This is a genomic window from Bradyrhizobium sp. HKCCYLS1011, assembly GCF_051167795.1.
Lineage (GTDB): Bacteria > Pseudomonadota > Alphaproteobacteria > Rhizobiales > Xanthobacteraceae > Bradyrhizobium.
In genome coordinates this window covers 855,624-879,055 of sequence record NZ_JBNPTT010000001.1, presented here as the reverse complement: position 1 = coordinate 879,055, position 23,432 = coordinate 855,624, and the positions used below count along the sequence as shown (strand labels likewise).

The following is a 23,432-nucleotide window of genomic DNA, read 5'->3' as shown; positions in this document are numbered from 1 at the left end:
TGATAAAGAATATGCGGGATTGTTATGAACACGCACGACCTCCTGGCCTTCGTCGCCGTCGTGGAAACCGGATCGATCGTCGCGGCCTCGGCGCGGCTGAACCTGACCCAGCCCGGCGTGACCCGGCGCATCCAGAATCTGGAGCAGATGCTCGGGGCGCAGTTGCTGGACCGGTTGTCCAAGCCGTTGAAGCCGACCGCGGCGGGCTACGAAGCGTATGAGCAGGGCCGCCGCGTGTTGCGGATGCTGGAAGACCTCAAATCGGGCGTGGCCAAGGATGGCGTGGTGCGGGGCGAATTCAGGCTCGGGATCACGCCCTATCTCTCAGAGAGCGGCTTGACCGGCCCGCTCGATGCATTGCGGGTGGAATTTCCCGAACTCGCCGTGCGCGTCGTGGCCGGATGGTCGCCTCATCAACTCGACCGCGTCGGTCGCAATGAGCTTGATGCCGCGGCGATCTGCCTGCCTGATGGCGTGACCCCGCCCGCCGATCTGACCGGCGAAGATCTCGGATCTCAGCCGGTCGTGTTCGTGGTGGCGCGCGACATGAAACTGCCGAAGACGGTCGGCCTCGCCGAGCTTTCGCGCATGCCCTGGGTCATCAATCAGGACGGCTGCGGATTTCGGAATGCGCTGAAGCGCCATTTCGACGCCGAGCATCTTCCGTTCAATGTTGCGGTCGAGGCGCTCGATTCCGAGTTGCGTCTGTCGCTGGTGGCGCGTGGCCTCGGTGTAGGCTTGGTGACGCCGATCGCGCTGCGGCAGAGCCCGCTTCGGAGCAAGCTCAAGGTCGTGAAGACGACCGACTTCAATCCTGCGGTCCGTGCATGGATCGTTCATCGGCCGCCGGCCGGACGTCTGGCGCGGCCGATCAAGGTGTTCCGCGATGCGCTTGATCGGGAGTTGCAGGCCTTGATCCGCGGCCCGGTGTCTCGCTAACGCAACCTGCCCCGCGCCGCGACCGGCAGGGTGCCCAGGATCTCCTCGCCGCGGACCATGACGACTTCGTCCATCATGTTGACGACGACGCAGACATGGTTGGGCACGATGCGCACGACGTCGCCGACATTGGGCCGGGTGTTGCTGCGGGACAGGTCGAGGAAGCCGTGCTCCTCGGCGAAGCGGGCGATCTTGGCTTCCGGATGCTCCAGGATCAGGCCGTGCCCGTCGAGCCCGCCGGTGTCGGTGGTCAGCGTCTTGGAGCCGGCATCGAGGATGCCGCGCTCGGGCGCGGCGCGGCTGACCACGGTCGAATAGACGTGAAGCGCGCAATCGTCCCAGCTGGCCACGCCGGCGGCGACCTGCATCCGGTCGTTGTAGATGTAGGTCCCGGGACGATGCTCGGTGGCGCCGTTCAGCTTGCCGAGATTCTTCAGGTTCGGCGAACCGCCGGTCGAAACGATCGATGCATCGAGTCCTTCAGTACGCACACCGGCCAGCGCCGCGTCGTAGAACTTCTGCGCGTCCTCCCAGCCGGTCTCGGTCGGATACAGCATGAAGCCGGCGAAGCGCAGGCCTTCGGACGCGGAGATCTGCTTGGCCAGCGCAATGGCTTCTGCCGGCGTCTCGACACCGGCGCGCTTGCGCCCCGTATCGCATTCGACCACGACCGAGAGCCTGCGGCCCGATTGCTTCGCGGCCTGCGGCAGGCCGGCGATCACGGTCGGATTGTCGGCGGCGACCGTCATGTCGGCCTTGGCCTGGAGCGCAGCGAGCCGGCCCATCTTCTCCTCACCGATCAGGTTGTAGCTGATCAGGATGTTGTCGATGCCGGCGTCCGCCATGATCTCGGCCTCGCCGATCTTCTGGCAGGTGATGCCCTTGGCGCCGGCTGCAATCTGCAGCTTGGCGAGGACAGGGCTCTTGTGGGTCTTGATGTGCGGCCGATTGGCGACGCCGCTCGCCTCGCACAGCGCCTGCACGCGCGCAATGTTGCGCTCGACTTTGTCCATGTCGATGACGGCGCAGGGCGTGCCGTATTCACGGGCGATCTTGGCGGCGAGCGGGGTGGTCATGGGCATCCCTCAAAACGATCTGTTTGTACCGTTAGTTGTGGTGCGCGGATCTATCCGCGCTGACGGCGCGCCCTCTCCCCTTGTGGGAGAGGGTGCCTGAGATGCGAAGCATCGAAGGCGGGTGAGGGGTCTGCATCCGCGGAAACAGACCCCTCACCCGGCGCGATCTCACTTCGTTCGATCTCGCTACCCTCTCCCACAAGGGGAGAAGGGGCACCGATTGCTCGGCCACGGCAGCGGCATCTTTGGCAGCTTCATATCGACGCCTCAAGCCTGTTCGATCTCCTCGCGCAGCATCTCCAGCTCGAGCCAGCGGTCTTCGGCGGCGGTGAGCTCGGCCTGCGCGGTGGCGACCGCGACGGAGGCGGTCTCGAATCTCTTGCGGTCCTTGGCGTAAAGCTCAGGATCGGCCAGAATCTGCTGCTGCTTTGCGATCTCGGCCTGCAGCTTTGCGATCGTCTTCGGCAACGTTTCCAGCGCGTGCTTCTCGTTGAAGGACAGCTTGCGCTTCGGCGCGCCGGATGGCGCAGCCGCAGTAGCGGGCTTGGCTTCCTTCTTCTCGTCCGTCGCCGGCGTCTTCCGCGCCTCGCGCTTCAGATCGGCGCCGCGCTGCGCCAGCATGTCGCTATAGCCGCCGGCATATTCGATCCATCGGCCGTTGCCCTCCGGCACGATCACGGACGTGACGACGCGATCGAGGAAATCACGGTCATGGCTGATCAGGATTACCGTGCCGTCGTAGTCGCCCAGCATGTCCTCGAGCACGTCGAGCGTCTCGAGGTCGAGATCGTTGGTCGGCTCGTCCAGCACCAGCAGGTTGGACGGTTTGGCCAGCGCGCGGGCCAGCATCAGCCGGCCGCGCTCGCCGCCGGAGAGCACCTCCAGCGGCGTGCCCCGCTGCTCGTCGGCAAACAGAAAATCCTTCATGTAGCCGACCACATGCTTCGGCTTGCCGCCGACCATGACATGATCGCCGCGGCCGCCGGTCAGCGCCTCCGCAAGCGTCGATTTCGGATCGAGGCTTTCGCGATGCTGGTCGAGGGTGGCCATTTCGAGGTTCACACCAAGCCGCACGCTGCCGCCGTCCGGCTCGTCGCCGCCGGTCAGCAGCGTTACCAGCGTGGTCTTGCCGGCGCCGTTCGGGCCGATGATGCCGACGCGATCGCCGCGCTGAATGCGGATGGAGAAATTGTCGACGATCTTGCGCTCGCCATAGGTCTTGCTGACGCCCTTGGCCTCGATCACCAGCTTGCCGGATTTGTCGGCCTCGGCGGCCGCGAGATTGGCGGCACCCGCGGTGCCGCGATAGTCGCGGCGCTGCTGACGCAGCGCGTGCAGGTTGGCGAGCCGCTTGACGTTGCGCTTGCGCCGGCCGGAGACGCCGTAGCGCAGCCAGTGCTCCTCGTTGACGATTTTGCGGTCGAGCTTGTGCTGCTCGCGCTCCTCCTCGGCCAGCACCTCGTCGCGCCAGGCCTCGAAGGCGGCGAAGCCGCGGTCGATCTGCTTGATCTGGCCGCGGTCGAGCCAGGCGGTCGCGCGCGACAAATTGGTGAGGAAGCGGCGGTCGTGGCTGATCAGGACCAGCGCGCAGCGGCGGCCGTCGAGTTCGTTCTCGAGCCATTCGATGGTCGGCAGGTCGAGATGGTTGGTCGGCTCGTCCAGCAGAAGAATATCGGGCGAGGGCGCCAGCACGCGGGCGATCGCCGCGCGCCGCGCCTCGCCGCCGGACAGATGCGCCGGATCTTCCTCGCCGGTCAGGCCGAGCTGCTCGACCAGATAGCGCGCCTGGTAGGGATCGTCACCGGGGCCGAGACCTGCCTCGACATAAGCGAGCGTGGTGGCATGGCCGGAGAAATCCGGCTCCTGCGGCAGATAGCGCACCGTGGCGCCCGGTTGGACAAAACGGGTGCCGCTGTCGGCTTCGACCAGGCCGGCGGCGATCTTCAGCAGGGTCGACTTGCCGGAGCCGTTGCGGCCGATCAGGCAGACGCGCTCGCCGGGCGAGACCGAGAGCTCGACGCCCGACAGCAACGGCGTGCCGCCGAAGGTGAGCTTGATGTCTTTGAGTTGGATCAGCGGTGGCGCCATGGTCTGCTAACTCTGCTGCTGCGCGATCTCTGCGCGCTGCCGCTGCAGCCGGCGGATGGTCTGATCGAGCGCCGACAAGAACGCCGACCGGTCGCGCGGCGTGTAGGATTTCGGGCCGCCGGTCACTTCGCCCGATGACCGCAAATCGGTCATCAAATTGCGCACCGCCAGCGCCATGCCGATCGAGTCCTCGGTGAACGGCTTGCCGTTCGGCGCGATCACCTCGGCCCCGGCCTTCACACAGCGGCTCGCCAGCGGAATGTCCCAGGTGATGACAATGTCGCCTCGGCCCGCCCGTTCCGCGATCCAATCGTCGGCGGCATCCATCCCGGAACCCGCAGCGACCCGCGCGATCAGGGGATCCTGTGGCACCCGGATGAAGTTGCCGGCGACCACGCTGACCGGCACGCCATGCCGGACGGCGACCCGATAGATCTCGTCCTTCACGGGGCAGGCGTCGGCGTCGACATAGATGCGGGTCGGGTTCAATTCGGCTGTCTTCCAGGTGTTACGGGCCGTTGTTGCGGGCCTCGGCTGGTTACCCCATTGCCGCTGAAATTGCGAGCCAAAGCAGCGGCTTCAAAGCGTGTCTTCAAAGCTTGTGTTCAAAGCCTGTCTTGGCCGCCGCAGGTCCGGCCGCTACCATCGCCGGCAAGATCACGACAAGCAGGGGAAATGCCGATGGCGAGCCGGCTCAGGACCTATCGCGTCGAGGCCACTAACACGGCCAAGCAATCCGAGAACAAGATGCACGACGATACGGTGGCGCGGCGGTTCGGCTTCACCGGCGGATTGGTCCCGGGCGTCGAGGTGATGGCCTATATGGTGCATCTGCCGGTCGCGCGATGGGGCCGGCCATTCCTGGAGCGCGGCCTGATCGAGGCGCGGTTCGTCAAACCGGTCTATGACGGCGAGATGGTCGAGATCAGGGCCAGCGAAGCCGAGGACGGGCTGACGCTCGAGGTCGAGAGCCGCGGCGAGCTCTGTGCCACGGGATCGGCGTCGCTGCCGTCAGCGGCGCCGCCGATTGCGCTCACCGATTACGAAGATGTCGGAGCGGTCGCCGAGCGCAAGCCCATCAGCGCGGAGTCGTTCGCGGTCGGAAGCCGTCTCGGCACGGCGCCCCGCGCCTGGCCCGGACCGATCGCTGCGGCCTACCTTGCTGAGATCAGCGAACGTGCTCCGATCTATGCCGACCATCGTCTCGGCCACCCCGGCATGCTGCAGCGGGTGATGAACCGCCTCCTGGTCGACAACGTGATCCTGGGGCCATGGATTCATGTCGGGAGCCGCATGCAGCTGCTCTCGGCCTTTTCCGAAGGGGATGAGCTCACGGCGCGCGCGAAGGTGGTCGCCAACTACGAGAAAAAGGGCCACCGCTTCGTCGAGCTCGATGCGCTGGTGGTCGCGAACGGGTCAACGCCGCTCGCGCATTGCCATCACGTCGCGATCTACCAGCCGCGCGAGCAGACGGTGGCTTAGCTTGCAAGACGGACTGCTCCGAAACAGGCGCGCGGCCGCCGTACAACGGGGCGTCATGCCCCGCGCAGGCGGGGCATCCAGTACGCTGCGGCCTCTCGGCTGAAGCACAGTCGCCTCTGGAATACTGGATCATCCGCTGGAGCCTGTCATCGGGCTCGCCGAAGGCGAGACCCGGTGGCGGATGATGACAGTTGAGGACGAGGAACCATCGCGGCTCATTCGAGAACCGCGCTAGTCCCACGGCGCGCTTACGCCGCCTTGTTCGCCTTGCCGTCCTGGATCGCGCGCCACACCTTCTCCGCCGTCAAGGGCATGTCGAGGTGCTTGACGCCATACTCCGAGAGCGCGTCGATCACCGCGTTGACCACGGTCGAAAGCGAGCCGGCGCAGCCGGCTTCGCCGCAGCCCTTGGTGCCCAGCGGATTGGTCTTGGCCGGCACCGGGTGATCGCCCACCGTCATGCTCGGGACGTCGGAGGCGCGGGGCAGGGCATAGTCCATCAGCGAGCCCGTGATCGGCTGGCCGCTCTCGTCGTAACGCACATGCTCCATCAGCGCCTGTCCGATGCCTTGCGCGACGCCGCCGTGAAGCTGGCCGGCGACGATCATCGGATTGACGACGGTGCCGAAGTCGTTGACGCCGGTATAGGCGACCACCTGCACCACGCCGGTGTCCGGATCGACCTCGACCTCGGCGACATGACAGCCGTTCGGGAATGCCGATTCCGTGCTGTTGGTGGCGTGGTCGACATCGAGCGAGGCCGGCACGCCCTCGGGCATCTTGCCCTCGCGCATCCGCTGCGCGAGCTCCATGATGTCGATCGCGCGGTCGGTGCCGGCGATGGTGAAGCGGCCATCGCCGAATTCGATGTCGGCCTCGGACGCCTCGAGCAGATGCGCCGCCGCCTGTTTGCCCTTGGTGATCACGAGCTGCGAGGCCTCGACGATCGCCTGGCCGGTCGCGGTGATCGAGCGCGAGCCGCCGGTGCCGTTGCCGAAGCGGACGAGGTCGCTGTCGCTCTGCTCCAGCCGGACCTTCTCGAAGGGCACGCCGAGCTGGGCCGACAGCACCTGGGCGAACGGCGTGGCATGGCCCTGGCCATAATCCAGCGTGCCGGTGGTGAGCGTCACGCCGCCATCGGCATCGAAGGTGATCTTGCCGAGTTCTCCTGACGGCGGTGCGGTGACCTCGAGGTAGGAGCCGACGGCGACGCCGCGGAGCTTGCCGTTCCTGCGGCTCTCGCGCTTGCGCTTGTTGTAATTGTCGAAGTCGGACAGCTCCAACGCCTTCTGGAACACCGCGGCGAAATCGCCGGAATCATACGTCACGCCCGAGGCCGCCGGGAACGGCATCTGGTTCGGCTTGATGAAATTGCGCTTGCGCATGGTCAGCCGGTCGATGCCCATCTCGTCGGCGGCGCTGTCGATCAGCCGCTCCATGAAATAGTTCGCCTCGGGCCGGCCGGCGCCGCGATAGGCGCCCATCAAGGTGATGTTGGTGAGCACGGTCTTGATGTCGACCGACAGCAGCGGCGTGCGATAGACGCTGGCCAGGTTCTTGCCGGTGTTGAGCGAAAGCGGGCTCGGCGCGACGCCCATGATGTAGGCGCCGAGATTGCCGTAGCCGGACAGCCGCACCGCCAGGAAATGGCCCTCGGCATCGAGCGCAAGCTCGCCATGGATGATCTGGTCGCGGCCGTGGCTGTCGGACAGGAAGCTGCCGGAGCGCTCGTCGCGCCATTTCACCGGGCGTCCCAGCTCCTTGGCCGCATGCAGGATGCAGACATATTCGGGGTAGCCGACATTCTTCATGCCGAACGAGCCGCCGACATTGCCGGTCAGGATGCGCACCTTCTCCGGCGCGACGTTCAGGATCTTCGCCAGCATCGCCTTGTTGCCGGAAACGCCCTGCGTCGGCACCTGGAGCGTGTAGCGCTCGTTTCCCTTGTCGAAGGAGGCTAGCGCAACCCGTGGCTCCATCGGCACGACCGCGATGCGGGTGTTGAGAATGTCGAGCCGGGTCACATGGGCGGCCTTGGCAAAGGCCTCATCGATCTTGGCGGTGTCGCCATAATGATAGTCCAGCGCCACGTTGTTCGGGATGTGGTCGTAGAGCTGGGGCGCGCCGGGCTTGGTCGCTTCTTCGGCATTGGTGACCGCGGGCAGGGGCTCGATGTCGACCTCGACGGCTTCGGCGGCATCGCGGGCCTGGTTCATGGTCTCGGCGACGACGAAGGCCACGGGATCGCCGACGAAGCGGACCTTGTCGGTCGGCAAGGCCAGACGGTTGGTCTGCAGGATCGGGGTGCCGTCACGGTTTTTCAGCGGCAGGCCGCAGGTGAAGGGCCCGTAATTGGCGGCCGCGAGGTCGGCGCCGGTCCAGACCCCGAGCACGCCGGGCATGGCCCTGGCAGCCGCGGTGTCGATCGCCTTGATCAGGCCGTGGGCATGGCTGGAGCGGACGATCCAGGCATAGGCCTGGCCGGGTAGGTTGACATCGTCGGTATATTTGCCCTGGCCCCGGACCAGCGTGTCATCCTCTTTGCGGCGCACCGGCTGGCCGACCCCGAATTTCTGCAGCGCCATTGCGTTTTCGAGGGCGGCCGGGGAGGTGAAATCTTGCATGGAATTGAACCCAAAAGGCTGGATGGTCGCGAAAATCGCGTGCTGTTCCCAGATAGTCTGCCCCTCCGCGCCCGACAACGCCCGATTAGGAATGGTTCGTCATGCCTCAAGGAAGGGCTCTCCGGGCGCGTCGGGACTGTTGCACAGGCGCTATGCACTGCTAATGTTTCAGGAAAGCGAAATTCCATGCTGGCGGCTTGCGCCGGCGGAAAGACAATTTGGATGATCAATGACACGCGGCTGCGAGAGAGCCTTGCACCGCGCGGGAACATCGAGCCTGGACTGCAACCGGGTCTGGACCCTGGGACGCCGTGTGCCGCCAATGGCAGCAGCGTCTACGCGGCTCTCGATCTCGGAACCAACAACTGTCGGCTCCTGATCGCCTGTCCCTCGGGCGAAAGTTTTCGCGTGGTGGACTCGTTCTCGCGCATCGTCCGGCTGGGCGAGGGCATCTCGACCACCGGCTGCATCAGTGAGGCGGCAATGGAACGCGCCATTGCCGCGCTCAGCATCTGCCGGGACAAGATCCAGTTCCGAAAGGCCAGGCGCCTGCGCCTGATCGCGACCGAAGCCTGCCGGGCGGCTTCGAATGCCCAGGGTTTTCGGGACCGGGTGGCGGCCGAGACCGGCATCCGGCTCGAGGTGATCGACCGCGAAACCGAGGCCGCGCTGGCGGTGAAAGGCTGCGCGCCGCTGCTCGACCCCCATGGGCACGGCGCGATCCTGTTCGATATCGGCGGCGGCTCCAGCGAATTGGTGCGGATCGAGCGCGACCCGGCGGACCGCCATGCGGAACCCCAGATCAAGGCCTGGATGTCGATCCCGCTCGGGGTGGTCACGCTGGCCGAACGGTTCGGCGGCCGCGACGTCACGCCCGAGATCTATGCCGCGATGGTCGAGACGGTGTCGGGGCATGTCGGACCCTTTGCCGCCGAGCATGGCGGCGACCTCGCCGGCATGCATCTGCTCGGCACGTCGGGGACCGTCACGACACTCGCAGGGATTCACCTCAACCTGATGCGTTATGATCGCAGGCGGGTGGACGGTATCTGGATCAACGATGCCGAGATCTCGGCCACCATCGCGCGGCTCTTGTCCATGAGCTATCGGGAGCGCGCCGACAACAATTGCATCAGCGTCGAGCGCGCCGACCTCGTGCTCGCTGGCTGTGCGATCCTGGACTCGATCCGCCAGGCGTTCCCGCTGCCGCGGCTGCGGGTCGCCGACCGCGGCCTGCGCGAGGGGATGCTGGTCGAGATGATGCGCGAGGACGGCGCGCTCAGGACCGCGTAGCGTCTTTACCCTCCCCTTGAGGGGGAGGGTCGGCTCACATTGAGCGAAGCGAAATGTGAGACGGGGTGGGGTGAGCCACGGGCAGAGTTGCTGTGGCTTCACCCCACCCCGATTGCTCGCTTCGCTCACGATCGACCCTCCTCCTCCAGGGAGGGTGGACCTTGCAATTGCTGTTGTACCTTGAGGATCGACCGATCCCATCGAACGACGGCACTCTGGCTACGACCGCAGAGACTCAAATGGCAAAAGACACCACTGGCCGGCTGCATGTGCAGGTCAGGACCGGAGGCAAGCGCAAGCTGTCCTCAAAGCTCTGGCTGGAGCGCCAGCTCAACGATCCCTATGTCGCGCAGGCCAAGCGTGACGGCTACCGCTCGCGCGCGGCATACAAGCTGCTCGAGATCGACGACAAATATCACGTCTTGAAGCCGGGCATGACGGTGGTCGATCTCGGTGCCGCCCCCGGCGGCTGGAGCCAGATCGCGGCGAAGCGCGTCGGCGCCGATGCGGGCCGCGGCCGTGTGATCGCGATCGACCTCTTGGAGATGGGTGAGATTCCGGGTGTCACCTTCACCCAGCTCGATTTCCACGCCAGTGATGCGCCGGACAAGCTCATGGCGATGCTCGGCGGCCGCGCCGATGTGGTCATGTCGGACATGGCGGCGAACACCACCGGCCATCGCAAGACCGATCAGCTCCGCATCGTCGGCCTGGTCGAGCTCGCGGCGCATTTCGCTGGCGAGGTGCTCAAGCCCGGCGGGGCTTTCGTCGCCAAAACTTTCCAGAGCGGCGCCGATGCAGAGCTGCTGGCGCAGCTGAAGCGCGATTTCGCCAGCGTCCGCCACGTCAAGCCGGCAGCGAGCCGGCAGGATTCCTCCGAGCGCTACGTGCTGGCGATGGGGTTCAGGGGCGGTCAGGCCGTGGACGTCGAGTAATGGCTCGGTTGCGGCCGATTCGGCGAGGCAGTCGAGCCGCCAAAATCCGAAGGGGATGCTCCGGAACATACGGCGACAGCAGGAGAGTTCCTATCAGCGCCAACATCAATGCAAGCTTCGGTTCGATCATGGCGGGAATCCGGGTTGGATTGTGACCTGACTAATTTGGTCTTCCGGCTCTCGCCGTGTGTTGATACAGCTCAACGATCGCCCGGCGTTCGTCACGCAAGGACGCTGAGCGGGCCATGACTTTTCTTGATCCAAAGCAAAGTGCCGAGTCGATCTTGCCGGTTTGTCTTTTGACGACCGCTACCACGGAGATACCGATGCGCGTTCTGGCTTGGAGCATCCTCGTGTGCGCCACCATCCTGTCCATTCCGGCCAAAGCCCAGACCTATGACCCTCGCTTTCCCGTGTGCATGAAACTTTATGCCGGGCCGCTCGGCGGCGGCGAATGGATCGACTGTAGCTACACGTCGTTGCCGCAGTGTCAGGCCACGGCCTCGGGCCGTCCGGCGATGTGCATAGTCAATCCTTGGTTTCCGCCAACGCCGCCGCCCGAATGGGCCGGCCGCAGGCATCGCCGCGCCTACTGAGGACGTGAATTCTGCGTTCTCGCTGTCTTCAGGCGTTGATACAGGTCGAGGATTGCTCACGAGTGCTGCGGTGGAGGTTCTGATGCGTGTCCTGGCCTGGAGCATCCTCGTGCTCGCAATCTCGGTCCTTCCGGCCGAGGCGCAGACCTATGATCCTCGTGTCCCCGTGTGCATGAAGGTCTATGACGGGTCCGACGACGGCGGCGGTGAATGGATCGACTGCAGCTACACGTCGCTGCCGCAGTGCCGGGCTTCGGCCTCGGGCCGCGCGGCGATGTGCGTGATCAATCCATATTTTGTGGAAGCGCCGCTGCCGGCGCGCTCGCACCATCGCCGGCATCGGCACGCTTACTGAGCATCGACCTGTTTGTGCCACGTTTCCGTTTGTTTCGGGGCGGACGCGTGGGACTGGTGAGGTGCGCGAGCGCAACGGTGTCCTGCAATTTGGTGACTGTTCGTTTCTCAGACTGAGGTGCGCTTCGATTTGAATCGATTTCGGGCCGCAGGCCCGCTATGATGCGCGCATGTCGCGCCTCATCACTGTCTTCAGTGCTCTTCTTGTTGTCCTGCTGCCGGCCATCGCCTTCGCCGCCTCGGCACATAAGAAACCGCAACGCTGGCATGGCTATGGCTTTTTGCCCGGCTACCACCAGCCGCCGAACAACAGCCTTCCGCTCTATGCCGACAAGGACGCGCTGCGCGAGGGGCCGAAGCGCCGGCATTGGTACATAGATCCCACGCCGCGCTATTACCTCTACAATGGCGAGTGGCACTATTTCGGCCGTCCCGGCTTCTACCGCGGCCACTACAATGGCGGCAGCTTCGGCCCGTGCTGGACGCGCACGCCGATCGGCCTGGTCTGGAATTGCGGCTGACCAATTCGAGCGGCTGCATCGTCATCTTGCGATGATGCCGGCATCAGCCTTGAGCTTCCTCGATCTTGTCGAGCACCCGCTCTGGGGCGATATCGCGCGAGGCTTCGCGCAGCGCCGGCTGCGCATCGGGCTCGATCCCGAGTCGGGATGCCATCTGGTTCAGGAGCGTCACGACTTGCGTGAGCTCGTGCTCGGTGAGAAGGCTGATCTGCAGATCGAGGTCGGCCCGCTTGTCCGCCTCGGCCGCCATGCGGTTCTGTGAGATCAGCACGAAAGTCGACAGGAAGATCGCCTCCACCGAGGCGACCATGGCGAGCACCACGAAGCTCTCATCCCAGGCCGGCACGCCCGGAATCAGATGCAGGTTCGCCACGATCCAAACGCCTAATACGACCAGGTGCACGTAGACGAATGTCATCGACCCCGTGAAGCGCGTGATGGCGTCGGCAAGCTTTTGCTGGCGCGTCGCCTCCCGTTCTTCACGCTTCCGCCGGTCGACAAGGGCCTTGATGTTGCGCTCCAAAGCCGGTGTCAGGCCTTGGCTGGGAGCGGGAGCCAGTTGTTTGGTCATGCAAGGGCAACGGCGTCTGCCGCTACCCGTTCCGATCGGCTGCGCCCCGACGAATAAAGGCGTCACGCCTCGATCGCTGCCCTGATGCGCTGACGTGTCAACGGGAGATCCCGCAGCCGCTTGCCGATCGCACTGGTGACGGCATTTGCGATTGAGGCGGCGGCGGGACCCTGGGCGGTTTCGCCGCTTCCGAGGAACGGCTGGCCCGGACGATCGATCAGGTGGACGTCGATGCTGTCGGGGACAGCACTGAAGCGCAGGATCGGGTAGGTCTGCCAGTCGATGCTGGTGATCCTGGTGTCGTCGAAGGTGACGCTCTCATAAAGCGTCCAGCTCGACGATTGCACGATCGCGCCTTCGATCTGGTTGATCAAGCCGTTGGGATTGACGATCTGGCCGGCATCGACCGCTGCAACCGCGCGGACCAGGCGCGCGCGGCCGGTGTCGCTGATCACTTCGACCTCGGAGGCGATCGCGCAGTAGGCGGCGAGATTCTTGTAGCGGGCGAAGGCAAAGCCGTAGCCGCGGCCATTAGGTGGCTCTTGATCCTTGGTCCAGCCGAAAGCTTCAGCCGCCTTCTGCACCACGTCCCGTGCGCGCTGATCTTTCAGATGTGCCAGCCGGAATTCGACGGGATCTTTCCCGGCGAGCGCGGCGAGCTCATCCATGAAGCTCTCGATCGAAAACACGTTGTGATAGGCGCCGAGCGAGCGCATCGCGGAGATCCGCAGCGGCATCTGGCTGATGAAGTGATGCACCACTTTCGCGTTGGGGAATGCATAGATCGGGATCGCGTTGCGGTCGCCGCCGCCCTCCGGCAGGGGAAGCGGCTTCGGCGCAGGTTCTGCGACTGGCTCCGCCTTGTGCTGGGCGGCGAGCAGGCAGCCGGCGCCGCCGGGACGCATCGAATGGGTATTGCTCCAGACCTCGAAGTGCCAATCCGCGATCCGGCCGTCGGCATCAAGCGACGCCTTCGCTTGCGTCAGCATCGCCGGGCCGAACGGCTCCCATGCATGCTCCTGCTCGCGCATCCACTGCACCCGGATCGGCCGTCCAGGAATGAGGCTCGCGATCAGCGCGGCATCGGCGGCCGCATCATCAGCGCCATTGTGGCCGTAACAGCCGGAGCCTTCGACATGGATCACGCGCACGCTGTCGGGCGCGAGCTGCAGCATCTCGGCAATGGCCTGGCGGTCCGGATAGACGCCTTGTGTATGGCTCCAGACCGTCATCGCGCCGTCCATCAACTGTGCGACCGCGCATGACGGGCCGATCGAACCATGGGCCTGGTAGGGCCGCGTGTAGGTCGCCTCGATCGAGCGCTGGCCCGAGACCGACGGATCGCTGACGTCGAGGATCGTCATGTCCCGCGCCGGCAGATTGATCAGCAGCTCGCGTACGCCCCGTTCGGCCGGCAGCTGCGGGTGCTCCTGCCATTTGGCGGAGGCGGCAAGGGCGAGCATCGCCTTGATCGCCTGGAATTCCTTCTCGGCCACGACGGCAAGGAAGTTGCCGTTACGGATCACCTTCACGACGCCCGGCATCTTCTCGATAGCGGCGCTGTCCACGTCCGTCAGCGTCGCGCCATAGCTCGGCGGTCGCACGATCCGCGCGTGCAGCATGCCGGGCAGCCGCATGTCCTGCACATAGGCCGCGCCACCGGTGACCTTGGCAGGGATATCGACCCGCGGGATCGGGCGTCCCATCACCTTGAAGCTTGCGGGGTCCTTCAGTTTCGAGCTCGGCTGGGCCTCGACGTGCAGAATGTCCGCGGCAATCAGCTCGCCATAGCCGAGGCGCGTGCCGTCAGGCGCGATCACTGCGCCGTTCTCGGCCCGCAGGCCGTCAGCCGGCTGGTTGAGGCGTTGCGCGGCCTGCGCGATCAACAGTTCGCGCGCTTGAGCTGCGGCGTGACGAATGGCGGTGCCGCTGTCCTGCATCGAATGGCTGCCGGAGGTATAGCCCTCGTTCGCGGTGCGCTTGGTATCGGCCGTGACGAGCTCGATGGCCTCGAACGGCACGTCGAGCTCTTCGGCAGCGATCTGCTGCAAAGCGGTCTTGATGCCCTGGCCGAGCTCGGCCTTGCCGGTGAACACGGTGATGCGGCCGTCGGCGTCGATCCTGATCCAGGAGTCGAGATAGGGCGTCGTCGCGAGACTGCCCGGGCGCTTCGCCGGGCTCGCGGCCTCCTGGGCCGCTGCTCCGCGCAGCGAGAAGCCGACGATGAGGGCGCCGCCGCCTAGCAGCACCTGCCTGCGATCCATGGTGAAGGTGGCCGTCATAGCGTGCCTCCCTGATCGCCGGCGTCGGCCCTGGTCATCATCTCGGCGGCGCGATGGACCGCGCGCAGGATGCGCATATGGGTGCCGCAGCGGCACAGATGCGGCGCAAGCTCGGCACGGATCTGCTGGTCCGTGGGGTTGGGATTGCGCTGCAGCAGCGCCTGGGCTCGCATCATCATGCCGGGAATGCAGTAGCCGCACTGCGCCGACTGCTCGGCCATGAAGGCGCGCTGGATCGGCGCCGGCTTCTCGATCGTGCCCAGACCTTCCAAGGTCGTGATCTCTTTGTCCTTCAACAGCAGGATCGGCGTGACGCAGGAGAACACGGCATTGCCGTCGACGATCACCGTGCAGGCGCCGCATTGCCCCAGGCCGCAGCCATACTTCGCGGCGTTCAATTTGATGTCGTCGCGCAGCACGTAGAGCAGCGGCGTGTCGGGCTCGGCATCGACCTGATGGTCCTGGCCGTTGATCTTCAAACTCATCATGGCTGGCCTCGCGGCGCGGTATGGATGGCGATGTTCGGCGGCTCCGCCGCGGTCTGCAGGAACGCAGCCTGCGCCTGCCGCGCGTCCGCGACGGTCTGCGCGATATTGCTCCAGGGCGGCTGCTTGCTGAATGTGGCCCGGAGATAGTTCAGCAGCGCGGTCACTTGCACGTCGGTCATGCTGGCCGCGAAGCCGGGCATGATCGGGCTGCGCTCGCCGTTGCGCGCCGGCAGGCCATAGAGAATGGTGTTGGCGACATTGCGCGGATCGGGCGCGCTGATGCCGGTGGAGAGATGCAGGTCGACGCCGGCATAGGGCAGGGCGCGGCCGGTCTCATGACAGCTCGCGCAGGCCGCCGCATAGATCGCGGCGCCCTCATTGCTGTCAGGACCGCTCGCCTTCGGCGCTGATGTCGAGGCCGATGTCTGCGGTGGTCCTGATTGCGGCTTTGCGGCTTCCGCGCGCACCGCCTCGGCGCCCTGAATGCGCCCGGCTGCAGGTGGTCCGAAAATATCGGCAGTGTAGGCCGCGATGGCCCGGACATCGTCGTCATCGACGAGCGCCAGATTATTGACAACCTGCGCCATCGGCCCGCGAGCGACGCCGTGATCCTTCTGCCAGCCGTTGCGTAAGTAGTCGAACAGCGCATCCTCCGTCCACGGCACCGGGGCCGGCGATGCTGCATTGAGCGCGTAGGCGACCCAGTTCTCGGCCTGGCCGCCGGCGAAGCTCGCCGTGGTGCGCTCGGCGCCGAGTGCATTGCGCGGGGTATGGCACGCGCCGCAATGCGCCAGGCCCTGCACCAGATAAGCGCCGCGGTTCCAGACCGTGCTCTTGGCCGGATCGGGTGTGACCTCATCGCGCTGCAGGAACAACAGCTTCCAACCGGCAATCAGCGGCCGCTGATCATAGGGAAAGGTGAGATGGTTGGCAGGCGTCGGTGCATTCACCGGCCGGCGTGTCATCAGATAGGCGTAGAGCGCGCGATCGTCGGCGTCGGTGACATGGGTGAAATGATCATAGGGAAAGGTCGGATAGAGATGCTGGCCCGCGCGGTCGACGCCCGACTTCATCGCGCGTTGGAAGGCCTGCTCCGACCAGCGGCCGATGCCGGTCTCAGGATCGGGGGTGATGTTGGTGGAAAACACCGTCCCGAACGGGGTGACGACCGGCAGGCCGCCGGCGAATTCCTGGCCGCCGCGCACGGTGTGGCAGTCGGTGCAATTGCCGAGCGCGACCAGTTGGCGGCCGCGCCTGACAAGCTCGGGGTCAAACGATTGTGGGTTCGGTGGCTCGATCGCCGCGATGGAGGGGCGCCACGCCAGCGCTCCCGCCGCCGCGCCGAGGACGATGAGCGCAGCCGCAATGATGAGGCCGATCCGTGCCGAGAGCGTCATATCGGGTCGTTGTTCTTATGTGCGATCGTCCGATAACGGGCCCCGTCTTAGCCGGTTTCTCCGGCGTCATCTACTCACCACTTATTGACGGTTCCGCAGACCGCTGTGCGGAATAACGTGGATTGAGCAGCGTTGCTGCGAGCGAGCCCGCAAAACGCGTCGACGCCAATGCAATCAGCGCGCTGGCGCCGCCATCGGGGAGTTGTATGCTCGCCGGCACCGCCAAAACGGCCCGGGAGCTGATCTCAGGAGCCATAATCGAGAAGGAGGAAACATGACGACGCGACGTGATTTCATCAAGACAGCCGCCGCCGGTGTCGGCGCCGCGACGCTCGGGACCACGGGTGCTGCGACGGCCGCCGCGCCGGCCGCAGCTCCGCAGCAGATGCCGCGCGGGCTGACGCTGCTGTCCATGGTCCAGGCCGATGGCAGCGAAACGCTCGGCGTCAAGCTGCCGAACGGCATCCTCGATGTTGCGGCGGCGGGAAAAGCGCTCAACATGGCCGCCCCGGCCACGCTGGACGCGCTGCTCGTCTCCGGCAGTGCGCAGCTTGATCAGCTGATTGCCGCCGCCCGGGATCGCAAGGAATTCGTCAAGGACGAGTCCTCGATCAAGTTCGGCCGCCTGTTCACCGATCCGGCCAAGATCGTCTGCGTGGGGCTGAACTACAAGGCACATGCCGAGGAGGCCGGCGAGAAGCTGCCGAAGCAGCCGATCCTGTTCAACAAGTACAACAACACGCTGGCCGCGCACCGCACCACGATCAAGCTGCCGCCGCGCGAGGTGTCCTACAAGTTCGACTACGAGACCGAGCTTCTGGTCGTGATCGGCAAGACCGCGCGCAACGTCTCCGAGGCCGAGGCGCTCGACTATGTCGCGGGCTACGCCATCGGGCACGATTTCTCGGCGCGCGACCTGCAGCTCGAGACCGGCGGGCAGTGGATGGTCGGCAAGACCCTGGACGGCTTTGCGCCGATCGGACCTTATTTCGTCTCGGCCGATCAGGTCGATCCGAACAATCTGACGATCGAAACCTACGTCAATGACGAGGAGCGGCCGCGGCAGTCGTCTCACACCTCGAAGTTCATCTTCAACCCGCAGAAAGTGATTTCCTACACCTCGCGGCTGTTCGCGCTGGAGCCGGGTGACATCATCTTCACCGGCACGCCCGAAGGTGTCATCGTCGGCATGCCCAAGGAGAAGCAGGTCTGGCTCAAGGCCGGCGACCGGATCACGAGCCGCATCGAGAAGCTCGGCACGCTGCAATTCGACCTGGCGTGAGGTCACACCGCTGAGTGCGCGAGGCCGTCCTCGCGCACCTGCCACTCGCGATCGCGCAAGTCCGACCGGGTTGTCTCGCAGGAGATCAGCCGACGGTGTTGCTGTGCGTTCACAGCTCGACCCGCTCCCTCCGATAGCCCAAGCCGATGAGACGCGCCGGGACGCGCGCGAGCGCCGGGAAACGCGCGATCAGTCGCAGCGGCAAGGGCGGCTCGGGCGGCTTCGCGCTGCCGAGCACGCCGGAGATGACGCGCTTCTGGATCTGCACCTGCAGCCATTGCACCAGCTGCGTCGGGCGCAGCCGCCGCGCCTGCACCGCCGCGAGGTCGGCCTCGCTGACCTTGCCCTCCTTTAACGGCCGCGCCAGCAGGTTCGCGGCCGCTACCGCATCCTGGATCGCGAGATTGATGCCGACGCCGCCGACCGGCGACATCGTGTGCGCGGAGTCGCCGATGCACAGCACGCCCGGACGATGCCAGCTGGTCAACCGGTCGACGCCCACAGTCAGCAGCCGGAAATCATCGAAGCTCGTGATCTCATGCGTACGGTCCGCCAGGAACGGCGTCAGCCTGGCGATGGCGTCGCGGATGCTGTCGAGCCCGAGCCGCTTGATCTGTTCCAGCGTGCCCTTGGCGATGACGAAGCCGCATTGCCAATAGTCGCCGCGGTTGATGCCAACCAGGATGTGCCCGGCACCGAAGCTGCCGACCAGATCGTTCGGGTCGGTCGGCTTGCGCGACAGCCGAAACCACAGCACATCCATCGGCGCGCCGAGATCCTCGACCGGCAAGTTCGTCTGCTGCCGCACCATGGAATGGCGGCCATCGCAGCCCAGCACGAGGTCGCTCGTCACCTGCAGCGGTCCCGCCGCGGTCTTTGCCTCGACCCCGATCACCTTGCCATCGGTGCGGCGCAACGCAATCGCCTCGGCCTGCATCAAAAGCTCGAAGCTCGGATAGCGGCGCGCGTGCGCGGCGAGGAAGTCGAGGAAGTCCCATTGCGGCATCAACGCGACGAACTTCGCGCGGGTCGGCAGATGGGTGAAATCGGCGAACGTCGCCTCGATATCGCCAAAGCGGCCACGCAGCCGCGTCACCTCGGTATGCGGCCGTTGCCGGAATTCGTCGTAGAGGCCGAGCTCGTCGAGGATTTCCAGGGTCGAGGGGTGCACGGTGTCGCCGCGAAAATCGCGCAGGAAATCGGCATGTTTCTCCAGCACCAGCGTCGAGACGCCGGCGCGCGCCAGGAGCAAGCCAGCCATCATTCCGGCCGGACCGCCGCCGACGATGCAGCAGGTGACGCGGCGGGTGTTTTGGAGGTCGATCGCCATGAGTATCGTCCGGTGCTGTATCGTCCGGTGCCCGAATCCGTCGGTGCTGTAAACCATTCGCCCCGGTGCGGTTCCTGCCAATCTGCAAATTAGCTCGGAATTGGTTCGTAGTCTCGGCAGATCGTAGCGCGGATAAGATAATAAGGCAGGGCGACGCATCCCCGTGGCATTACTCCGACGCAGCTCCCGATCAATGGGATGTGAAGGAATAACGACAGCAGCTCGACCTGAGATCGTGCCGTCAATTTGTCGCGACCATCGGACCGAAAGCGGATACGGTGGAGCTTGCCGCGTACGACCGGCGCGGATTGTTCATGGGAGGACTCGTCGTGATCAGTCTCGATCGTCGTCACGTCCTGGTCGGACTCGGTGCGGGCCTCATCGCAGCGCGTTCGGCGCATGCGCAATCCGTCTCCGCCGACATCGCGCAACGTCTCAGCGAGGCCGAGCAGGCCGGCCGCGTGTTCGGCCTGCACGCATTGCTGGTGAGCCAGGGCGGCAAGCTTCTCGTTGAGCATTATGAGAAAGGCAATGACGAGGCCCGCGGCCGGCCGCTCGGTGAGGTCGCGTTTGCACCCAACGTGCTGCACGACCTGCGCTCGGTATCCAAGAGCATTGTCGGGCTCGCTTATGGGATCGCGCTTGCGGAAGGCAAGGTTCCGCCGCCGGAAGCCAAGCTCTACGAACAGTTTCCGGAATATTCCGACCTCGCCAGCCAGCCCGGCCGCGATCGCCTGACCATCCACAACGTGCTCAGCATGACGCTCGGATTCGAATGGGACGAAATCTCGATTCCGTATGGCAGTCCGGCCAACAGTGAGAACGCCATGGACGACGCGCCTGATCGATTCCGATTCATCCTCGAACGTCCTATCGTCAGTGAGCCCGGTGCGAGATGGATTTATTGCGGTGGTGCCACCGCGCTGCTTGGCCGGTTGATCGCGAAGGGCACCGGCGACGAGCTGCCTGCCTATTGCAAGCGCGTGCTGTTCGATCCCTTGCAATTCGGCGCGTTCGAGTGGCATCGCGACCAGCATGGTGATCCGATCGCGGCCTCGGGCTTACGGCTGTTGCCACCCGATCTTCTGAAGGTTGGACAGATGATGCTCGCCGGCGGCGCGTGGAACGGCCGCCAGATCGTCCCAGCGGAGTGGGTCAAGCGCGTCGCGACAGCAACGGTCACGATCGATGGCGACTTCAAATACGGCTATCACTGGTACGTCGGCGTGCGTCCGGACGGCGCGCCATCGGATCCGCCGCGCTTCATCGCCGGCATCGGCTGGGGCGGCCAACGCCTGCACGTCGTTCCCGGCCGCGATGTCGTCGTGGTGATCCACTGCGGCAACTATGGCCGAGCGAACCGCGAGCAGCGCGGCGTGATCAACGCGGTCCTGACCGAAGTCGTGCTGCCGAGCTTCGTGTCGCGAATGTAGGGACGTGTCCCAATGGCTGACATCATCCATCCCTTTTACGAGGCACATCGCGGTGCAATGGAGGCGGCCATGCGCCATCGCCTCGAGCTTGCCGAAGCGATGCTGCGCGAGCGCGCGAATCTGTCCGATCTTGATGGGATCTGGCAGGAGGTGATGGACGAATTCGACATCGTGCTCACCCAGATGCCCTATGTCGGCGGCGCGGAAAATCGCATGAGCGATTTCTTCATGCGTCTGATGGGATTCATGGCCATCAGCCGCGTGCTCCGCCGCCACGGCGTGCCGCCGCCCATGATCGGCGAAATCGAGCGCGAGACCTACAAGGCGCAATTGCTTACCATGCCCGAAGCGGAACGTTTCGCCGCGGGGGATCAATTCATGTCGTCCGAGAACCAGGCCTTGCTGCGCGAGCAGGCAACAAAAAGCACGACAGAAAGTCATCAGGAGCAGTTCCCGGAAGATTTCGTCTACGATTTCGTCGAGCCGGGACCGGGCGACAACTTTGAATTCGGCATCAATTACAAGGCCTGTGGCTTCTGCAAATTCGCGGCTCGGCACGGAGACAAGGACATCCTGCCGAACATTTGCGGGCTTGATTTCGACGCCTATGCCACGCGAGGCATCCACCTGGCACGGACACAGACCTTGGCCGGCGGCGCCAGCCACTGCAATTTCCGCTTCTCGCGGCTGCCGCCGGAGTAGGGCGACGAGGCATCAGCGCGTCCTTCCTCACGATGGGTCGGGGAGATGCTGTTGAGGTTCGCAGGACCAGCTTTTGCTCATGCTGGCTTGTCGCACTCGCGGGAGCCCGGTGATTGGCGCGTTGTATGGTTGGAATGCACCGCTAGGCGTCTGCCTCTAAGTATGAACCCGATTTCGTATCGTTCGGCGGGCAATGTCGCCTTGTGGCCCATTTCGAAGTGGCGTGCCCTTGCCTTGAGGTCTGCTCTCGGATGGTCAGCGGACCGGAATTGCTCAGGTCGAGTGTTTCGCATGTTGACCCGTAACGGACATACGTTCGGCTGCCTGCCGCGCGGCGCTAGTCAATTACGACGCGTCCGACACTAAATTAGGATGAAGGTATTTGAGGGAAAGTAACTCGATCCCCAAAAGGCGTCCCTCCCGATCAAAGTCGAGATTGATGCCAGGTGTACCCTCGATTGTCTCAGCAACTCCGCCCTCGGGGATTGGTCCAGTGATATAGATGTAGGCCGCGTTTGCGGCGCGGTCTACCGTCACATAGGCGTGCTTTTTCATCTTAGGCGCTCACGGAGGGAAATTAGGAGACGGCAGCCTTTTGTATCAGGCCGAGGCAGTGATGTCGCCTCTTGGCCCAGGCTGTGTGAAAACCACACAGCCTGGGCCCATAGGTGAAGTGGCGAGCCCTTGCGTTTAGGTCTGCTCCGGGAAGGTCAGCGGACCGGAATTGCTCAGGTCGAGTGTTTCGCATTTTGACCCGAAGGAGACATCGCGGTGCTCTACGACGCGGTCTCCTCAATGCTCCAAAATCGCTGGCAAAACGTATTTATCGAGTAGTTCAATTTCGGGCGCGATCATCTGGACGGACTCAAGAGAAGCGTTGAAGACAACGATCATGTCAAGCTCGGGGATGATGACAATCTTTTGCGAATTGACGCCCATCGCGGCCGTCCACTCAACGACGCGGCCCTCGATCTGCGATCGACCTCGCCACCACTGAAAACCATATGACAAACGTTTTTGCGCCTTGATTTGCTCCGCCGTCGATTGAGCAATCCAGGACGCAGGAACGATCTGCTTCCCCTCCCAAGCTCCGCGGTTCAGAACGAGCTGGCCGATTTTCGCCCAGTCGCGGGGACGCAGGCTAAGCCCTGTGCTGGACGTCGGGACGCTGTTACCGAGGTGCCCATACCAGTCGATGTCATTGATGCCGAGAGGCATAAAAATATTCTCGCGTGCCAGAATATCAACGGTCTTTCCAGAAACCTTTTGCAGGACGGCTCCGATGAGTTCTGTTTCCGAGCTGTTATAGTCGAATGAAGTGCCGGGGGCTCGCGCGAGGTTCAGTTCGAGCGCGTACCGATAGGGATCGAGATCGTCGCGCACGATCGGATGCGAGACGGACGCGTTTAGTCCGGCCGACATTGTCAGAAGGTTACGTAGCGTGATGCGATCCTTTTCCTGCGTACGAAGATTGGCATATTCGGGGAAATATGAAAAAATCGGAGCATCCAAATCCCTAATCAGGCCGCGATCCATTGCAATTCCGACCAGGAGCGATACCACGCTCTTGGCCATCGAATTGCCGGTATGCTTGGTGGTTGCGTCGAAGGGTGGATGGTTCGGGTAGTCAAAGTAACGTTCGTAAACGAGCACGCCATGGCGAACGACAACAATCGAGTCGACGTTTGAGAGCTTGCCATCAATCACCCCTTTTCCCATCGCGCAAAGCAGCGCAGCGTCAAACCCCTGTTGCTCCGGCGAACTGATGCGCCATCCGTCGTGGATATCCGATGGTTTGCCACAGTCATGGGGTGGTTCGGCCCCGATTGCGAACTCGACCATGAACAGGATTAGGGACAAGGTAGTCGAAATGACCATCAAGCGGATCGCTGCTGCACGCACTTTCATTTTTAGCCCCCATCACCGACCAAGCCTCTACCTACGGTGGTTCATTTCGTTTGTATAGATCTCATGTGAAGCGCCGGAAAACTGCCGGGACTGCAGGGCTAGCCTACTGTTTGCCTGCGCGCCCTGGCTCA

General features: G+C 64.4%; 21 protein-coding genes. 10 read left to right on the top strand and 11 right to left on the bottom strand.

Features of this window, described 5'->3' with window-relative positions:
* Window positions 1–24 precede the first annotated feature (24 nt).
* Window positions 25–939 (top strand): LysR family transcriptional regulator, encoded by a 915-nt coding sequence (locus tag ACQR1W_RS04105; RefSeq protein ID WP_434849597.1) that lies wholly within the window; start codon window positions 25–27, stop codon window positions 937–939.
* Here ACQR1W_RS04105 and ACQR1W_RS04100 read toward each other — a convergent pair.
* The 3 genes from ACQR1W_RS04100 to ACQR1W_RS04090 all read right to left on the bottom strand — a co-directional run bounded on the left by ACQR1W_RS04100 (window position 936) and on the right by ACQR1W_RS04090 (window position 4,592).
* The gene (locus tag ACQR1W_RS04100; RefSeq protein ID WP_434849596.1) at window positions 936–2,015 is read right to left on the bottom strand and encodes a D-TA family PLP-dependent enzyme; all 1,080 of its coding nucleotides are present in this window, start codon (window positions 2,013–2,015) and stop codon (window positions 936–938) included. The two genes, ACQR1W_RS04105 and ACQR1W_RS04100, sit on opposite strands and share 4 nt — an antisense overlap.
* A 267-nt stretch (window positions 2,016–2,282) precedes the next feature.
* Complete coding sequence (locus ACQR1W_RS04095; protein WP_434849595.1) at window positions 2,283–4,103, bottom strand: ABC-F family ATP-binding cassette domain-containing protein; 1,821 nt, start codon at window positions 4,101–4,103, stop codon at window positions 2,283–2,285.
* Window positions 4,104–4,109: 6 nt separating this feature from the next.
* Window positions 4,110–4,592 (bottom strand): YaiI/YqxD family protein, encoded by a 483-nt coding sequence (locus ACQR1W_RS04090; protein WP_434849594.1) that lies wholly within the window; start codon window positions 4,590–4,592, stop codon window positions 4,110–4,112.
* 192 nt (window positions 4,593–4,784) lie between these two features.
* On the opposite strand from ACQR1W_RS04090, the gene ACQR1W_RS04085 reads away from it, so the two are divergent.
* On the top strand, window positions 4,785–5,585 hold the full coding sequence (locus tag ACQR1W_RS04085; RefSeq protein WP_434849593.1) for a hypothetical protein: 801 nt from the start codon (window positions 4,785–4,787) through the stop codon (window positions 5,583–5,585).
* Between the two features lie 248 nt (window positions 5,586–5,833).
* On the opposite strand, the gene ACQR1W_RS04080 is transcribed toward ACQR1W_RS04085, so the two are convergent.
* A complete protein-coding gene (locus ACQR1W_RS04080) occupies window positions 5,834–8,209 on the bottom strand; it encodes a xanthine dehydrogenase family protein molybdopterin-binding subunit (protein ID WP_434849592.1) in 2,376 nt (791 codons plus the stop codon).
* 222 nt (window positions 8,210–8,431) lie between these two features.
* Here ACQR1W_RS04080 and ACQR1W_RS04075 point away from each other — a divergent pair, with 222 nt between their 5' ends.
* From ACQR1W_RS04075 to ACQR1W_RS04055, 5 genes are all read left to right on the top strand, one after another.
* Window positions 8,432–9,502: a Ppx/GppA phosphatase family protein gene (locus ACQR1W_RS04075; protein WP_434849591.1), complete on the top strand. Its 1,071-nt coding sequence runs from the start codon at window positions 8,432–8,434 to the stop codon at window positions 9,500–9,502.
* Between the two features lie 239 nt (window positions 9,503–9,741).
* Window positions 9,742–10,437: an RlmE family RNA methyltransferase gene (locus ACQR1W_RS04070; RefSeq protein ID WP_434849590.1), complete on the top strand. Its 696-nt coding sequence runs from the start codon at window positions 9,742–9,744 to the stop codon at window positions 10,435–10,437.
* 245 nt (window positions 10,438–10,682) lie between these two features.
* Entirely contained in the window at window positions 10,683–11,033 is a 351-nt protein-coding gene (locus ACQR1W_RS04065) for a DUF3551 domain-containing protein (RefSeq protein WP_434849589.1), read from the top strand.
* An 82-nt stretch (window positions 11,034–11,115) separates the two neighbouring features.
* Window positions 11,116–11,388: a DUF3551 domain-containing protein gene (locus ACQR1W_RS04060; protein ID WP_434849588.1), complete on the top strand. Its 273-nt coding sequence runs from the start codon at window positions 11,116–11,118 to the stop codon at window positions 11,386–11,388.
* A gap of 169 nt (window positions 11,389–11,557) precedes the next feature.
* On the top strand, window positions 11,558–11,908 hold the full coding sequence (locus tag ACQR1W_RS04055; protein ID WP_434849587.1) for a hypothetical protein: 351 nt from the start codon (window positions 11,558–11,560) through the stop codon (window positions 11,906–11,908).
* Window positions 11,909–11,951: 43 nt separating this feature from the next.
* On the opposite strand, the gene ACQR1W_RS04050 is transcribed toward ACQR1W_RS04055, so the two are convergent.
* From ACQR1W_RS04050 to ACQR1W_RS04035, 4 genes are all read right to left on the bottom strand, one after another.
* A complete protein-coding gene (locus tag ACQR1W_RS04050) occupies window positions 11,952–12,479 on the bottom strand; it encodes a DUF1003 domain-containing protein (protein ID WP_434849586.1) in 528 nt (175 codons plus the stop codon).
* A gap of 62 nt (window positions 12,480–12,541) precedes the next feature.
* Window positions 12,542–14,761, bottom strand: a complete 2,220-nt coding sequence (locus ACQR1W_RS04045; RefSeq protein ID WP_434849585.1) for a molybdopterin cofactor-binding domain-containing protein — start codon at window positions 14,759–14,761, stop codon at window positions 12,542–12,544.
* Window positions 14,758–15,249 carry a (2Fe-2S)-binding protein gene (locus tag ACQR1W_RS04040; protein WP_035982252.1) on the bottom strand — a complete coding sequence of 164 codons (492 nt, stop codon included), beginning with the start codon at window positions 15,247–15,249 and terminating at the stop codon, window positions 14,758–14,760. Before ACQR1W_RS04040 ends, ACQR1W_RS04045 begins: the two co-directional genes overlap by 4 nt.
* Window positions 15,246–16,646, bottom strand: a complete 1,401-nt coding sequence (locus tag ACQR1W_RS04035) for a c-type cytochrome (protein WP_434849584.1) — start codon at window positions 16,644–16,646, stop codon at window positions 15,246–15,248. Before ACQR1W_RS04035 ends, ACQR1W_RS04040 begins: the two co-directional genes overlap by 4 nt.
* Before the next feature lie 274 nt (window positions 16,647–16,920).
* Here ACQR1W_RS04035 and ACQR1W_RS04030 point away from each other — a divergent pair, with 274 nt between their 5' ends.
* Window positions 16,921–17,928 carry a fumarylacetoacetate hydrolase family protein gene (locus ACQR1W_RS04030; RefSeq protein WP_434849583.1) on the top strand — a complete coding sequence of 336 codons (1,008 nt, stop codon included), beginning with the start codon at window positions 16,921–16,923 and terminating at the stop codon, window positions 17,926–17,928.
* 109 nt (window positions 17,929–18,037) lie between these two features.
* Here the strand turns inward: ACQR1W_RS04030 and ACQR1W_RS04025 are convergent, their stop codons facing one another.
* On the bottom strand, window positions 18,038–19,258 hold the full coding sequence (locus ACQR1W_RS04025; RefSeq protein ID WP_434849725.1) for an FAD-dependent oxidoreductase: 1,221 nt from the start codon (window positions 19,256–19,258) through the stop codon (window positions 18,038–18,040).
* Between the two features lie 314 nt (window positions 19,259–19,572).
* Here ACQR1W_RS04025 and ACQR1W_RS04020 point away from each other — a divergent pair, with 314 nt between their 5' ends.
* Window positions 19,573–20,691 carry a serine hydrolase domain-containing protein gene (locus ACQR1W_RS04020; protein ID WP_434849582.1) on the top strand — a complete coding sequence of 373 codons (1,119 nt, stop codon included), beginning with the start codon at window positions 19,573–19,575 and terminating at the stop codon, window positions 20,689–20,691.
* 12 nt (window positions 20,692–20,703) lie between these two features.
* A complete protein-coding gene (locus tag ACQR1W_RS04015) occupies window positions 20,704–21,393 on the top strand; it encodes an L-2-amino-thiazoline-4-carboxylic acid hydrolase (protein WP_434849581.1) in 690 nt (229 codons plus the stop codon).
* A 345-nt stretch (window positions 21,394–21,738) separates the two neighbouring features.
* Here the strand turns inward: ACQR1W_RS04015 and ACQR1W_RS04010 are convergent, their stop codons facing one another.
* A complete protein-coding gene (locus ACQR1W_RS04010) occupies window positions 21,739–21,948 on the bottom strand; it encodes a DUF2283 domain-containing protein (RefSeq protein WP_434849580.1) in 210 nt (69 codons plus the stop codon).
* A gap of 237 nt (window positions 21,949–22,185) precedes the next feature.
* Window positions 22,186–23,301 carry a serine hydrolase domain-containing protein gene (locus ACQR1W_RS04005; protein WP_434849579.1) on the bottom strand — a complete coding sequence of 372 codons (1,116 nt, stop codon included), beginning with the start codon at window positions 23,299–23,301 and terminating at the stop codon, window positions 22,186–22,188.
* Window positions 23,302–23,432: the final 131 nt, after the last annotated feature.